Here is a 16,284-nt window from a genome sequence, read left to right on the forward strand (position 1 = left end):
TTGTTAAGCATCCTTGGAGACGATAGCGAGCAGTTCGCTTTCAGACAGCGAAGCCATTTCTTGTTGCAGGTCCATCAATTCGTCCGACTCGTACTGGGCCAATTGCAGCGTGGTAATCAGGTCGGCCAGTGCCAGCAGGGACGGGTGTTCGAAGAGGCTCCTGAGGGGCACTTCGACGGCGAAGGTTTCTCGCGCCCGCAGGGTGACCTGTACCGCCAGCAGCGAATGGCCGCCGAGTTCGAAGAAATCGTCATGCCGACCGATCCGCTCCAGCCCCAGCAGGTCGGCCCAGATCTGCGCCAGCAGTTCTTCGGTTTCGCCGTTGGGGGCTTCGTACTCGCGGTAGGCGAAGTCTTCGCTGCGAGGCGCGGGCAGGGCGCGGCGGTCCAGCTTGCCGTTGGGGCTCAGCGGCAACTGCTCGACCACCACGAACGCCGCCGGGACCATGTAGTCTGGCAATTGCGAGGTCAGGTACGGGCGCAGAGTGCTGCTGGCGTTGCGGCCGGTCAGATGTGGCTCGACGCTCAGGTAGGCCACCAGGCGCAGGGCCCCGGGGCTGTCTTCACGAGCGATGACGGCCGCTTCGCGCACCCCCGGCAGGGTCAGCATCAGGGCTTCGATTTCGCCGGGCTCGATACGGAAACCGCGGATTTTGACCTGCTGGTCGTTGCGTCCGAGGAATTCGAGTACGCCGTCGTCACGCAGGCGCACCAGGTCGCCGGTGCGGTACATCCGCGCCTCGTCGTCTGGGCTGAACGGGTCGACGAGGAAGTGTTCGGCGTTCAGTTGCGCCCGGTCCAGGTAGCCCCGGGCGACACCCGCGCCGCCCACGTACAGCTCACCCTGCACGCCGAGTGGTGCCGGCCGGCCCTGTTCGTCGAGCACGTACAGGCGGCTATTGGGGATGGCACGACCAATCGGCACGGTGCCCTGGTCCCGGGCGGTGCAGCGATGCACCGTGGCCCAGACGGTGGCTTCGGTGGGGCCGTACTCGTTGTACAGGACGATGGCCGGTTCCAGGCCTGCACATTCCTGTACCAACTGGGCCGGGCAGGCTTCGCCGGCGACGATCATCTCCCGCAGGCTGCCGTGCCCGTTTTCGCTGGCAAGGCTCGCCAGCACCAGCCGGCCCAGGGACGGCACGCACAGCAGTGAGGTAATGGCCTGTTCGCCGATGACGCGGGCGATGGCTTGCGGGTCGCGGGCGGCTTCGGCCGTCGGAACGCACAAGGTGCCACCGCTGATCAACGTGCCGAAGATTCCCGCCACGGAGCTGTCGAAGGCAATCGACGAGAGCAACAGGAAGCGCTTGTCGGTCGCTGGCCCGTACACCGTGCGTCGGGCCAGCGTCGAGGCAACCAGGTTGCGGTGTTCGATCATCACCCCCTTGGGTTTGCCGGTGGAGCCGGAGGTGTAGATCACATAGGCCAAGTGTGCCGGAGTCAGGCCGGTGGCATCCCAGCGTGGATCGCGGGTACTGGTCTGCGCCGCCAGGGCCTGCTCGATGGCCAGGTAGCGGGTGCCTTCCTGCAGCGTGCCGACGGCTGCGCGACCGACCGGATCGGCCAGCAGCAGGCGCGGCCGTGCATCCTCGACAATCGACGCCAGGCGTTCGGCCGGGTAGGTCGGGTCCAGCGGCACATAGGCGCCGCCGGCCTTGAGAATGCCCAGCAGGCCGCTGATCATCGCCGCGCTGCGTTCAACGCAGATCGCCACCAGATCACCCGGTTGAACCCCCGAGGCGATCAAGTGATGGGCCAGGCGATTGGCTTGGGCGTTGAGCTCGGCGTAAGTGAAGGTCTGCCGAGCGTCGACCAGGGCACAGGCGTCCGGCGTGCGGAGTACCTGCTCTTCGAACAGGTGCTGGATGCACAGGTGCGTCGGGTAGTCCTCGCGGGTCTGGTTGAAGGTCTCCAGCAGCAGGTTACGTTCCTGGGGTGGCAGCACATCCAGTTGCGTGAGTGCAATCCGCGGCGTGTACATCAAGGCCTGGGTCAGTTGTTCCAGGGCCCGTTGCATCAGGGCGCAGATGCGTTGCGGGTCCACCGCCCGGACGCTCTGTACCGTCAGCCCCAGGGCATCGCCATAGTCGTTGACCGACAGGGTCAGCGGGTAGTTGGTGCGTTCGGCGCTGTTCAGGATGCGCATGCCCGGCCATTGCAACTGGCTGTCGTCGCGCTGGTGCCGGTAGTTGAGCAGGGTAGTGAACAGCGGCAAGGCACTGGGTACGTCGCTGCAACGTTGGGCCAGGGCCAGGGAGGCCTGTTCGTGGGCCAGCAGTTCGATCAGGTCGCGGTGGGTCGCCAGGACCTTGTCGTTGGCGCCAGCGCCGGCCAGTTGTACCCGCACCGGCAAGGTGTTGATGAACACCCCCAAGGCCCGTTCGGCCCCCGCCGAGCCTTGCAGGCGACCGGCGACCACGGTGCCGAACACCACATCGTCGCGCCCGGTACAGCGGGCCAGCACTTGCGCCCAGGCCACGTGGAACAGCGTCGCCGGGGTAATGCCGCGTTCCCTGGCCTGAGCCCGCAAGCGCAGGTTGAGTTCGACGCTCAGTTGCACGCTGGCCTCTTCGATGTGATTGCCATCCCCTTGTACTTCGAGCAGGTCGAAGGGCGCGGTGGGCGAATCGACGTCGGCCAGTCGACGGCTGAAGTAGGCCTCGTGGACCTGGGCCGGCGTGGCTTGGGTCTGGGCGATGAAGTCGCGATAAGGCTGTGGTTTGCCCAGGCTGTCGCCTTGTCCGTGAAGGATCCCGTGGATTTCTTCCAGGACGATTTCCAGGGTGACGTGGTCGCTCGCCATGTGGTGATTGAGTAGCGCCAGCATCCAGCGTTCGGAACGCGGATCCCGGGCGATGCAGGCCCGCATCAGCGGTGCCTGGCGCAGATCCAGGCGCAGTTGCCGTGGGTCGCTCAGGGCTTCGAGCTGGCTGAGCGGGTCCTGGTGACTGTCCAGGGTGACGCTGTGCACCGGCAGACGCGCCTGGCGTTGCACCACTTGCACCGCCTGGGGCAAGCCGTCCCACTGCACGCAGGTGCGCAGGATGTCATGGCGGTCGATCACCTGCTGCAAGGCGCCGATAAAGGCATCGAGGCGCTGGCGGTCGTCGAACTCGAGCAGCGAGCGCACCAGATAGGCGTCGCCTTCGTGTCCGAGCAAGTGATGGAACAGGATGCCTTGCTGCAGCGGGGCCAGCGGATAGATGTCCTGGATGTTCGCGGCGCCGCCCGGTACCGCGGCGACGATGCGTTCGAGCTGATCCGCTGTCAGGTCCACCAAGGGCAACATGTCCGGCGTCAGGGCGGTGCAATCGGCCGGGATGCGGTTGGCCGGGGCCTGGAAGGCGCTGTGGCTGGCATCCGTCAGGGCCGAAGCGAGGTCCCGCAGGGTCGGGGCACCGAAGACGCTGCGCACGTCGGCATTCAGGCCGTGTTCGCGCAGGCGTTCGATCAGGCTGACCGCCATCAACGAGTGACCGCCGAGTTCGAAGAAGCCATCGTGGCGGCCGACCCGTTCGAGGCCCAGCAGTTGTTTCCAGATATCGGCGATAGTCTGTTCCACCGTCCCTTGCGGTGCCTCGTAGGCCTGGCTGGCGTAGGCGTCCTGATCCGGTTCGGGCAGGGCCCGGCGGTCCAGCTTGCCGTTGGGGGTGAGCGGCAGGGCGTCCAGCACCACGAAGGCGCTGGGTACCATGTGCTCGGGCAGGCGGCCCAGAAGTTCGGCGCGCAACGCGGTGGCGGCCGCCGGTTCGCCGCACAGGTAGGCCACCAGGCGCTTGCCGGCCTGATGGTCGCGGGGGACGACGGCTGCTTCGCGGACCCCGGCAAGGGCGGCGAGGGCAGCTTCGATTTCCCCAAGCTCGACCCGCAGGCCACGAATCTTCACCTGATCGTCGTTACGTCCCAGGTATTGCAGGGTGCCGTCGGGCAGCCAGCGGCCGATGTCGCCGGTCTTGTACAGGCGGGCATCGGCCCGCTCGCTGAACGGGTCGGCGATGAAGCGTTCGGCGCTGAGCTGTGGCAGGTTGAGATAACCCCGCGCCACACCGACACCGCCGATATGGATTTCGCCAGGTACACCCATTGGCAGCAATTGCCCGTGAGCATCCAGCACATGCAGTTGCATGTTGCGGATCGGCCGGCCGATCGGAATCGAGCGGTTGCGGTAAGCCCCGAGATCGGTATCGGCGGTGTACCAGGCGACCACGTCGCTGCACTCGGTGGGCCCGTAGCTGTTGATGATCGCCGGCCGTGGCAGCGGCAGTTTTTCCAGCATGGCGACCTGGATCGGTTCGCCACCCAGCACCACCCGTTTCAGGCAGGCCAGTGCTTCGTGCTGGTCGGCGTCCACCAGGGCGTGGAAGGCGCTGGGGGACATGTTGAGGTGGGTAATCCCGGCCTCGGCGATCTGCGCGACAATGGCGCTCGGGTTGAACGGTTCTTCGGCCAGGTGCAACGCGGCGCCGACCATCAGCGGGGCGAGGATGTTCTTCTGGGTCAGGTCGAAGTTATAGGACGAGGCCAGCAGCACCGCATCGCCGGCATGGAAGGCCAGGTCGTCGAGGTACCAGTCCAGCAGGTTGCGCAGGCCGCGATGTTCGACCATCACACCTTTTGGCAGCCCGGTGGAACCGGAGGTGTAGATGACGTAGGCCAGATGAGCGAAGTTCCGCTCGTTCACTTGCGGGTCATAGGCCGGCTGCTGCAGCAGCGTCGGGCTGCCCAGTTCGAGGGTGGCCAGGCCTTGCGGCACCGGCAGTTCCTCCAGGCCTTGCTGGCGCACCAGGGCCCGCGGCGCGCTGTCGGCGAGCATGTGGGTCAGGCGTTGTGCCGGGTATTGCGGGTCCAGCGGCACATAGGCCGCCCCGGCCTTGAGGATGCCCAGCAGGCCGATGACCATCTCCGGGCTGCGACGGGCGCAGAGGCCGACGGTGTCGTCAGGCCGCACGCCCAGAGCGATCAAACCGTGGGCCACGCGGTTGGCCTGGGCATTGAGTTCGGCGTAGCTCAGGGTTTGCCCGGTACCGACCAGCGCCACCGCATCCGGTGTCCGACCTGCCTGTGCGGCGAAGACGGCGTGAGGGAAGCGATTCGGGCTTTCATCCAGGGCAACGGACGCAGGGTTGAACGTCTCCAGCAGTTGCCGGCGTTGCGTGTCATCGAGCAAGGGCAGGGTTGCCACCGGCTGCGTGGCATCGTCGAGCATCCCATCGAGCAGGTGCAGCAGGTGCCGGCCCCAGCGGGCGATGGTGGCTTCATCGAACAGGTCGGTGGCGTACTCGAACTGGCCGCTGATGGTCTCGCCGTCGTCATTGAGGGACAGACTTACGTCGAACTGGGTGGTGCCGGTGGGCTGGGCCAGTGGGCTCAGGCTCAAGCCTGGCAATTCCAAAGCCTGGTCCTGTGGCGTGTTGCCGAGCACCAGCATGGCCTGGAACAGCGGGCTATGACCAAGGCTGCGCTCCGGTTGCAGGGCCTCGACCACTTGTTCGAACGGCAGATCCTGATGGCCGTAGGCGTCGAGGGTGGTGGCCTTGATGCGTTCGAGCAGTTGTTCCACAGGGCTATCGGCCTGCACGTCGATGCGCAGGGCCAGGGTGTTGACGAAGAAGCCGATCAACGCTTCGGTTTCACGGCGTGGACGGTTGGCGACGGGCGTGCCGACCACGACTTCCGCCTGATTGCTCAGGCGCGACAGCAGGATCGACCAGGCCCCCAGCAGGGTCATGAACGGGGTCAGGCCGCGCTGCTGGCTGAAACGCCGCAGGCGCGCGCTCAACGGAGCGGGCAGTTGCAGCGCCAGTGCGGCGCCCTGGTAGCTTTGCACCTGGGGCCGTGGATGGTCGGACGGCAATTCCAGCAGCGCCGGGGCGCCGGTGAGGTGTTCCTTCCAGAATTGCGTCTGGGCTTGCAGGCGCTCGCCTTGCAGGTGCTGCTGTTGCCAGGCGGCGTAGTCGGCGTATTGCAGGGCCAGGGGCGGCAAAGGATCTTCGCGGTCCTGGCTGAACGCGGCGTACAGCGCATTGAACTCACCGATCAACACCGCCACCGACCAGCCGTCGGAGACGATGTGGTGCTGGGTCACCAGCAGGATGTGCTCGTCATCGGCCAGGCGCAGCAGGCGTCCGCGAATCAGCGGGCCGGCGCTCAGGTCGAAAGCCGCGCGGGCTTCTTCCTGGGACAGCTGTTCGACGGCCTGTTGCCGGGCCTCGGCGTCCAGGGTTTGCAGGTCATGCTCCACCAGGGCGAAACCGATGTCGGCCGGGGCGAAACGTTGGCGTACTTCGCCGTCCTGGCGCTCGAAGGTGGTGCGCAGGCTTTCGTGGCGGGCGACGATGCGGTTCAGGGCCCGTTGCAAGGCGTCCCGGTCCAGGCTGCCGCGCAGGTGCAGGGCGGCGGGCATGTGGTAGGCGACGCTGGCGGCATGGTCCAACTGATCGAGGAACCACAAGCGCTGCTGGGCCAGGGACAGCGGCAGCGGCTGCTCGCGGGAGACCACGGCAATCGCCTGGAGCCGGGACTGGCCGGCCTGTTCGACGTGTCGGGCCAGTTCGCTCAGGGAGGTCTGGGCGAACAGGGTGCGCAGGTCGATCTCGGCACCGAGGTCCTGGTGCAGGCGGGCTTGCAATTGCACGGTGAGCAGGGAATGGCCTCCCAGTTCGAGGAAACCGTCGTGACGGCCGACCTGATCCAGGTGCAGCAGGCCTTTCCAGATTTCGGCGATGGCGATCTCGGTGTCACCCAGCGGCGCCTCGTAGGCTTTGCTGGCGAGGGCGTCCTGACCGGGCTCGGGCAGGGCACGACGGTCGAGCTTGCCGTTGGCGGTCAGGGGCAGGGCGTCCAGGTGTACGAAGGCGCTGGGCACCATGTATTCGGGCAGGCCGCTCAACAGTGCACTGCGCAGTTGCTCGGCTGGCACCGGTTCACCGCAGACATAGGCCACCAGGCGATTATTGTCCCGGGCAATGACCACGGCGTCGGTGACGCCAGCACAACCGAGCAGCACGTTCTCGATCTCACCCAACTCGATGCGGAAACCACGGATCTTCACCTGGAAGTCATTGCGGCCCAGGTATTCGAGCGTGCCATCGGCCAACCAGCGACCGAGGTCGCCGGTCTTGTACAAGCGCGCGTTCGGTTCGCTGCTGAACGGATCGGCGATAAAGCGCTCGGCACTCAGCTCCGGCCGGTTCAGGTAACCCCGGGCCACGCCGACACCGCCGATATGGATTTCCCCAGCCACCCCCAACGGTGCCGGTTCGCCTCGCGCATCCAGCACGTGGACCTGGACGTTGGCGAAGGGTCGGCCGATGCTCGGCCGTTCGCCCAAGTCGCGGATCAGGTCGAGGGTGGCGTCCACCGTGCATTCGGTGGGGCCGTACATGTTGTAGAAGCGGATGCTCTGGCAGTTGCGCAGTTTTTCCCAGGTGGCGGCGTTGATCGCCTCGCCACCGAGCAGCACGCTCACCGGCTGGTAGCTCTGGCGCTCCAACAGGCCGGCGGCGAGCAGCGTGTCGAGCTGCGATGGGGTGGAGTCGAAGGCGTGCACCTGATGCTGTTCGAGGAAGTCCAGCAACTCGCTGCCGCTGGCGCGGATCAGTTGCGGGATGATCACCAGGCGATGGCCGGAGAACAGCTGGGAGATGCCCTTGATCGACATGTCGAAGAAGAACCCGGCGTTCAGGGCCACAGTGGCCGGGGTCGGGCAGTGCTGATGGGTGGTGCGGGTCAGCACGTGCCAGAAGTTGAACACCGAGCGGTGCTCGACCATCACGCCCTTGGACTGACCGGTGGAACCGGAGGTATAGATCACGTAGGCCAGGTGTTCCGCGGTCAGGCCCGGTACTTGTGGGTTGCTGTCGAACGCCGCATCGTCCGCCGCTTGCAACGATTCCACGATGTCCAGTAGCAACACCGGCAGTTCCCCGGACGGCAGGGACAGCGCCGATTGGGTCAACAGCGCCTGGGGTTGGCTGTCCTGGAGCATGAAGGCCATGCGCTCGGCCGGGTGGGCCGGGTCGATGGGCACGTAGGCCGCGCCGGCTTTGAGCACGCCCAAGAGGCCAACGATCATCTCCAGGCTGCGTTCGGCGCAGATGGCCACGCGCTGATCGGGCTGCACGCCCAGTTCAAGCAGTTGCCAGGCCAGGTGGTTGGCGCGGCGGTTGAGTTGGCGATAGCTCAACTGGCGGTCTTCGCAGACCAGGGCCACGGCGTCGGGGTTGGCCTGCACCTGGGCTTCGAACAGTTGGTGGATCGGTTGCGCCGGGCCAAAATCGCGAGCGGTGTGGTTGAAGTCTTCGAGCAGCAACTGGCGTTCGCCGACGGGCAGCACGTCGAGGCTGCTGGCGAGACGGTCAGGGGCCTGCTCCAGGGCGTCCACCAGCGCGGCCACGGCCTGGCCCAGGTAGGCGGCGATGCGTTGTGGATCGATGCCGGTGATGGATTGGGCGGTCACGGAGAAATCATCGGCTTCATCCGCCACGGCCACTTCAATCGGATAGTTGGTGCGGGCTTCGTTGCTCAGGAAGCGCACACCGTCCCAGGCCAGGACCTGATCGGTATTGGCCAGCGAACCGCCGTCGGTTTGATGGCGGTAGTTGAGCAGCGTGGTGAACAGCGGCAGGCCGGCGCCGACGCCACTGCAGCGTTGGGCCAGGGCCAGGGAGGCCTGTTCGTGGTTCAGCAGTTCGCTGAGGTCGCGGTAGGTTTCGTCCACCAGCGCGGCCACCCCGAACCCGGCCAGTCGGACCCGCACCGGCAAGGTATTGATGAACACCCCCAGCGCCCGGTCGGCACCCACCGAGCCTTGCAGGCGGCCGGCGACCACGGTGCCGAACACCACGTCGTCGCGGTCGGTGCAGCGGGCGAGTACCTGGGCCCAGGCGATGTGGAACAACACGGCTGGCGTGACGCCGGCCGTGCGCGATTGGGCGCGGATCCGCTGGCTCAGGACGGGATCGAGACGCACGCTGGTTTCGGCGACCTGGCTGCCGTCACCTTGGACATCCAGCACATCGAACGGCGCGGTGGGTTCGTCGACAGTGCCCAGGCGCTGGCTGAAATAGGTTTCATGGGCCTGGGGCGGTGTCGCGAGGACCTGGGCGACGAATTCCCGGTAAGGCATCGGCGGCGGCAGGTTGTCGCCCTGGCCGTGCAACAGAGCCTGGACTTCTTCGAGGACGATGCCCAGGGACACATGGTCGCTGATCATGTGATGGTCGAGCAGCGCCAGCAAGCAGCGTTCGGAGTGCGGGACCCGGGCGATGCAGGCGCGCATCAGCGGCGCCTGCTGCAAGTCCAGACGCAGGTGCCGGGGATCGCTCAGGCGTTCCAGTTGAGCGCGCGGGTCTTCATCGGCGGCCAGGGCGATGTGCTGCAGCGGCAGCGTGGCCCGGCGTTGCACCACCTGCACCGGCTGCGGCTGGCCGACCCAATGCACGGCGCTGCGCAGGATGTCGTGGCGGTCGATCACCTGCTGCAAGGCACCGACAAAGGCCTCGAGACGTGCGTGGTTGTCGAATTCGATCAGCGAGCGGACCAGGTACGCATCGCCTTCGTGTCCCAGCAGGTGATGGAACAGAATCCCTTGCTGCAACGGGGCCAGCGGGTAGATGTCCTGGATATTGGCGGCCCCGCCCGGAACGGCGGCGACGATGCGTTCGAGCTCGGCCTCGCTCAGTTCCACCAGCGGCAGCATGTCGGGTGTCAGCGCAGTGCAGCCATCCGGAATCCGGTTGGCCGGGGCGAGGAACGGTGTGTCCTGGCTGCGGCTCAGGGCCTGGGCCATTTCCCGCACGCTGGGGGCAGTGAACACCGTGCGTACGCTGGCACTCAAGCCGTGCTGGCGCAAGCGGTCGATCAGGCTCACGGCCAGCAGCGAATGCCCGCCGAGTTCGAAGAAACGGTCGTGACGGCCAACCTTGTCGAGGCCCAGCAAGTCCTGCCAGACGCTGGCAACGATCTGTTCGATCTCGCCCCGTGGTGCCTCGTAGGCGCGGCTGGCGAACGCTTCCTGGCCCGGTGCGGGCAGGGCCCGGCGATCGAGTTTGCCGTTGGGGGTCAGCGGCAGTGCTTCAAGCTGGACGAAGGCGCTCGGCACCATGTACTCGGGCAGCGCCGCCAACAGTGCGGTACGCAATTGCTCCACCGGCACCGGCTCGCCACACAGGTAGGCGACCAGGCGCTTGCTGTCGGACTGCCCCGGTTTGCTTTCCTGGGCAACCACCACCGCTTCGCGGACACCGGCGCACCCGGCGAGGACGGCTTCGATCTCCCCCAGCTCCACGCGGAAACCGCGGATCTTCACCTGATCGTCGTTGCGTCCCAGGTACTGCAGGGTACCGTCGGCGCACCAGCGGCCAAGGTCGCCGGTCTTGTACAGGCGTGCGTCCGGGTCGGTGCTGAACGGGTCGGCGATGAACCGCTCGGCGGTCAGTGCCTCGCGATTGAGATAACCGCGAGCGACACCGACGCCGCCGATATGAATCTCCCCGGCGACCCCCATGGGGACCAGCTCGCCGAGCGCATCCAGCACGTGCAGTTGAGTATTACGCAGCGGTTTGCCAATGGAGCGGAAATCGTCATGGTCGCTTTCCATGCGGCGGATCGAGGCGTTGACCGTGGCTTCGGTCGGACCATAAGCGTTGAACAGCGCGGGGCGATGGCCGGCGCGGGCGAACCACTGGCTCACGGCCTGCTTGCCCACCGCTTCGCCACCGATCATGAACTGACGCAGGCAAGCGGGCAGGGCGACATGGGCGTCCCGGGCGACCTGTTGCCAGAACACGGTCGGCAGGTTGGCGACGCTGATTGCGTACTGCTCACAGAGCGCGGCGAAGGCGGCGGTGCCGGCGATCCAGGCATCGCTGCGCAGCACCAGGGTGGCGCCGGACAGCAAGGCACCAAAGATCTCTTCCACCGACATGTCGAAGGTCATGGTGGCGAATTGCAGGATGCGATCCTGGGGATTGAGGCCGTAGCGTTCCTGCAGGGCACCGATCTGGTTGCACACCGAGCGGTGTTCGAGCATTACGCCTTTCGGCTTGCCGGTGGAGCCGGAGGTGTACATGACGTAGGCCAGGTGCCGGGAGGTCAGGCCTTCGACCCTTGGATTGCTGTCATCGCCATCAGTCGAGTCGTCCAGCAACAGCTGCGGCATGTGCAGCGCCGGCAGTTGTTCGGCCATGGTTTCGATCAGGTAGCCCTGGGTGAGCAGGACCCGCGGGGTGCTGTCGTCGAGCATGTGCTGCAAGCGATCCTGCGGATAGTTCGGGTCCAGCGGCACGTAGGCGCCGCCGGCCTTGAGAATGGCCAGGATGCCGACGATCATTTCCGGGCTGCGTTCCACCAGCAAGGCGACCCGTTCATCCGGGCGCAGGCCCGCGGCGATCAGGCGATGGGCGATGCGGTTGGCGCGGGTGTTGAGTTCGGCATAGCTGAGGCTGACCCCTTCGGCCTGTACGGCGATGGCTTGGGGACGCTTCTGTACGTGTTGTTCGAACCATTCCTGCAGCAGCATGCCTTCGGCAAACGGCGCATGGGTCTGGTTGAAACCGCCGAGCAGTTGCCGGCGTTGTTGGTTATCCAGCAACGGCAGGGTCGCTACCGGCTGCGTGGCGTCGTCGAGCATCCCATCGAGCAGGTGCAGCAGGTGCCGGCCCCAGCGGGCGATGGTGGCTTCGTCGAACAGATCGGTGGCGTACTCGAACTGGCCGCTGATGATTTCGCCGTCATCGTTGAGGGACAGACTCACGTCGAACTGGGTGGTGCCGGTGGGCTGGGCCAGTGGGCTCAGGCTCAAGCCTGGCAATTCCAGGGCCTGGTCCTGTGGCGTGTTGCCGAGCACCAGCATGGCCTGGAACAGCGGGCTGTGGCCGAGGCTGCGCTCCGGTTGCAGGGCTTCGACCACTTGTTCGAACGGCAGGTCCTGATGGCCGTAGGCGTCGAGGGTGGTGGCCTTGATGCGTTCGAGCAGTTGTTCCACAGGGCTATCGGCCTGCACGTCGATGCGCAGGGCCAGGGTGTTGACGAAGAAGCCGATCAACGCTTCGGTTTCACGGCGTGGACGGTTGGCGACGGGCGTGCCGACCACGACTTCCGCCTGATTGCTCAGGCGCGACAGCAGGATCGACCAGGCCCCCAGCAGGGTCATGAACGGGGTCAGGCCGCGCTGCTGGCTGAAACGCCGCAGGCGCGCGCTCAACGGAGCGGGCAGTTGCAGCGCCAGTGCGGCGCCCTGGTAGCTTTGCACCTGGGGCCGTGGATGGTCGGACGGCAATTCCAGCAGCGCCGGAGCGCCGGTGAGGTGTTCCTTCCAGAATTGCGTCTGGGCTTGCAGGCGCTCGCCTTGCAGGTGCTGCTGTTGCCAGGCGGCGTAGTCGGCGTATTGCAAGGCCAGGGGCGGCAGCGGATCTTCGCGGTCCTGGCTGAACGCGGCGTACAGCGCATTGAATTCACCGATCAACACCGCCACCGACCAGCCGTCGGAGACGATGTGGTGCTGGGTCACCAGCAGGATGTGCTCGTCATCGGCCAGGCGCAGCAGGCGTCCGCGAATCAGCGGGCCGGCGCTCAGGTCGAAGGCCGCGCGGGCTTCTTCCTGGGACAGCTGTTCGACGGCCTGTTGCCGGGCCTCGGCGTCCAGGGTTTGCAGGTCATGCTCGACGAGGGCGAAGCCGATGTCGGCCGAGGCGAAACGTTGGCGCACTTCGCCGTCCTGGCGCTCGAAGGTGGTGCGCAGGCTTTCGTGGCGGGCGACGATGCGGTCCAGGGCCCGTTGCAAGGCGTCCCGGTCCAGGCTGCCGCGCAGGTGCAGGGCGGCGGGCATGTGGTAGGCGACGCTGGCGGCATGGTCCAGTTGATCGAGGAACCACAAGCGCTGCTGGGCCAGGGACAGCGGCAGCGGCTGCTCGCGGGAGACCACGGCAATCGCCTGGAGCCGGGACTGGCCGGCCTGTTCGACGTGTCGGGCCAGTTCGCTCAGGGAGGTCTGGGCGAACAGGGTGCGCAGGTCGATCTCGGCACCGAGGTCCTGGTGCAGGCGGGCTTGCAATTGCACGGTGAGCAGGGAATGGCCGCCCAGTTCGAGGAAACCGTCGTGACGGCCGACCTGATCCAGGTGCAGCAGGTTTTTCCAGATCTCGGCGATGGCGACTTCGGTGTCACCTTGCGGTGCCTCGTAGACCTTGCTGGCGAGGGCGTCCTGACCGGGCTCGGGCAGGGCGCGGCGGTCGAGCTTGCCGTTGGCGGTCAGGGGCAGGGCGTCCAGGTGTACGAAGGCGCTGGGTACCATGTATTCGGGAAGGTGTTTGAGCAGGGCGCTGCGCAGCTGTTCGGCAGGCACCGGTTCACCGCAGACATAGGCCACCAGGCGCTTGCTCTCGGGTTGGCCGGGGATGTCTTCCCGGGCGATGACCACCACTTCGCGGACGCCGGGGCACAGGGCAAGGGCCGCTTCGACTTCGCCGATCTCGATGCGCAAACCGCGGATCTTCACCTGGAAGTCATTGCGGCCCAGGTACTCCAGCGCGCCGTTGGCGAGCCAGCGACCGAGGTCACCGGTCTTGTACAGGCGCGCGTTCGGGGCATCGCTGAACGGGTCGGCGATAAAGCTTTTGGCGCTGAGTTGCGGCAGGTTGAGGTAACCGCGCGCCACGCCGATGCCGCCGATATGGATTTCCCCGGCGATACCCAACGGTTGCGGTTTGCCACGGGCGTCGAGCACGTGCATCTGGATGTTGGCAATCGGCTTGCCGATGGGCACGCTTTCGCCGGGATCGCTGGGGCGGCAGTGCCAGGCGGCTACGTCGATGGCCGCTTCGGTCGGACCGTACAGGTTATGCAGTTCAACGCCTGCCAGTTGCCGTTCGAAACGCCGCTGCAGGGCACGGGGCAGGGCTTCGCCACTGCACAGCACCCGACGCAGTTCGGGGAAGTCGCGGTTGTCGGGGTGCTCCAGGAACAGGTCGAGCATCGACGGCACGAAGTGCAGCATGGTGATGCTCGCCTCGCGCATCACCTGGGCCAGGTAAGCCGGTTCCTGATGACCGCCGGGACGGGCCATGACCAGCTCGGCACCGGCCAGCAAGGGCAGGAAGAATTCCCAGACCGACACGTCGAAACCGAACGGGGTCTTTTGCAGGATCCGGTCGCTGGCGTCGACGCCATACTCGTCCCGGGCCCACAGCAAGCGATTGACCACGCCCAGGTGTTCGTTCATCACCCCTTTCGGGGTACCGGTGGAGCCCGAGGTATAGAGCACGTAGGCCAGGTGCCGCGGCGTCAGGCCAAGCGCCTGGGAATCTGGATTGTGTGTGGGAAGGGCGCTCAGGGCGTCCTCGTCATCGAGCGCCAGCGCCGGGATATTCAATGGCGGCAACTGGTTCAGCAAGACGTGGCTGCTCAGTACAGCACGGGGGGCACTGTCTTCGAGCATATAGGCCTGGCGCGCACTCGGCAGGTCCGGGTCGATGGGCACATAGGCGCCGCCGGCCTTGAGCACGGCCAGCAGGGCGACGACCATTTCCGGGCTGCGCTTGAGGCACACGGCCACTCTGGCATCCGGCTTCACGCCGAGTTCGATCAGGCGATGGGCGAGCTGGTTGGCCTGGCGGTTGAGTTGTTCATAGCTGAGCAACGGTCCGCTGTCGCCGCGCACGGCGCAGTGATGAGGGCGTTGCTCGACCTGCTGTTCGAACAGGGTGTGGATCAACACATCCCGCGGATATTCGCGGGCGGTGGCATTGAACTCGACTTGCAGGCGCTGGCGTTCGGCCGCGCTCATCAGCGGATAGTCGCCCACCGGCGTGTCATGCTGCTCAAGCACCGCTTCGAGCATCGAGACGATGCGCTGTTGCAGCAGGCGGGCTTCTTCCACGCTGTAGTAGGCGGTGTTGAAGTTGAAATCCAGATGCACGTCTTCGAACGGGTGATAGTCACGCACGAAGATTGCCATGGGCGTCTGTTCGTAGCCGTTGTCCATGGTGATGACGGTAGAGGAGGTGCCGCCGAACTGGTCGTCACCGTCCAGGCTTTCGAATGACAGCGAAACGTCGAACAGCTGCCGACGCCCGGTTTGCGCGAGGCGCAGGATGCGGTTGAGCTCGGCAATCGGGAAGCGCTGGTGGCGGTAGCAGCGGCGCAGCTGGCCGCCGGCGGAGTGCATCAGGTCCAGCAGCGAGGCGTCGAGGTCGACGGGCAAGCGAATCGGGCTCACCGAGGAAAACATCCCCGCGGTTTCCTTGGTGCGAGCGTTGGTGCGGTTGTGCACGGGCATGCCGATGACCATCTCATCGACGCCCACGGTACGGCAGAAATAGGTGGCGACCACGCTGATCAGCACGTGGGCCACCGACAGGCTGCGCTCGCTGGCGAACTCCGTCAGGGCGTTGTACAGCGCCCGCGGCAGCATCGCCTGGACTTGCGCGCTGGGGGCCAGTTCATTGGCCTGGCCGGTCTTGAAGTCGGCCTGGCGTTGCAGCAGCGACGGCGGCAACTGCGCGTAGGTTTCCTGCCAGAACTCGCGGTCGCGCTCGTAGCGTGACGATTGCAGATAGGCGCGGTCGTCCTCCAGGAACGACAGGTAGGAATGTCCTTGGGCGACGTCGTCGTTGCCGGCCAGCAAACCATTGTATGCGGCACCCACGGCATGGCCGATCAGCGCCACGCCGATACCGTCGGTGACCAGGTGGTGGTAACGGTTGAGCCAGTAGTGACGGTTCGGGCCACAACGCACCATGCGCGCTTCCCAGAGTTGCCCGGTCAGTTCCGGGAACGGCTGGCGGAAGGCGTTGCGCAGGTATTCCATCGCCAGGCCGGCTTCGGCTTCGGCCTCGGTGAACTCCACCACCTCCAGCTTGACCTTGACCTCGGGCAAGACCCGCTGGCGGCCGATGCCGCCTTCATGGCTGAAGCTCAGCCGCAGGGCGTCGTGGTTGTTGGCGACCAGCTCGATGGCTTTCTCGAACAGCGGAATGTCGATTTCACCCTTGATCTCCAGAGACATGCCGATGTTGTAGTAGGGCAGGTCCGGGTGCGCGATCTGGTCGAGCCAGATGCCCTGCTGGACGGAGGCCAATTCGTGGGTGGCGCAGTCTTGCGTGGGCAGCATTTCGGTCGACGAATCCATTTCGGAGCACCTGCAGGCAGAATCAATTGAGGTTTGTCTCCGTTCGAATGGCGGTGCATGAAGGCCTGGGCGACTGCCAATCGGCGGATGCAAATGGTCGTGTATAGGGACATCGGGGCCGTAGGCAGGCGCCTGATGCGAGGGGGGCGTTGG

Annotated in this window: 1 protein-coding gene; it reads right to left on the reverse strand. The window is 66.0% G+C overall.

The window, feature by feature from the left end:
- Nucleotides 1-3: 3 nt before the first annotated feature.
- The gene (locus FBY02_RS19825; protein ID WP_144929913.1) at nucleotides 4-16,131 is read right to left on the reverse strand and encodes a non-ribosomal peptide synthetase; all 16,128 of its coding nucleotides are present in this window, start codon (nucleotides 16,129-16,131) and stop codon (nucleotides 4-6) included.
- Nucleotides 16,132-16,284: the final 153 nt, after the last annotated feature.

The sequence above is a fragment of the Pseudomonas sp. SJZ078 genome (assembly GCF_007828255.1).
In the GTDB taxonomy this organism is placed as follows: domain Bacteria; phylum Pseudomonadota; class Gammaproteobacteria; order Pseudomonadales; family Pseudomonadaceae; genus Aquipseudomonas.

What these genes read in the sequence shown, in the direction of transcription:
- FBY02_RS19825 (WP_144929913.1), bottom strand. Translation starts at nt 16,131, where the DNA reads ATGGATTCGTCGACCGAAATGCTGCCCACGCAAGACTGCGCCACCCAC.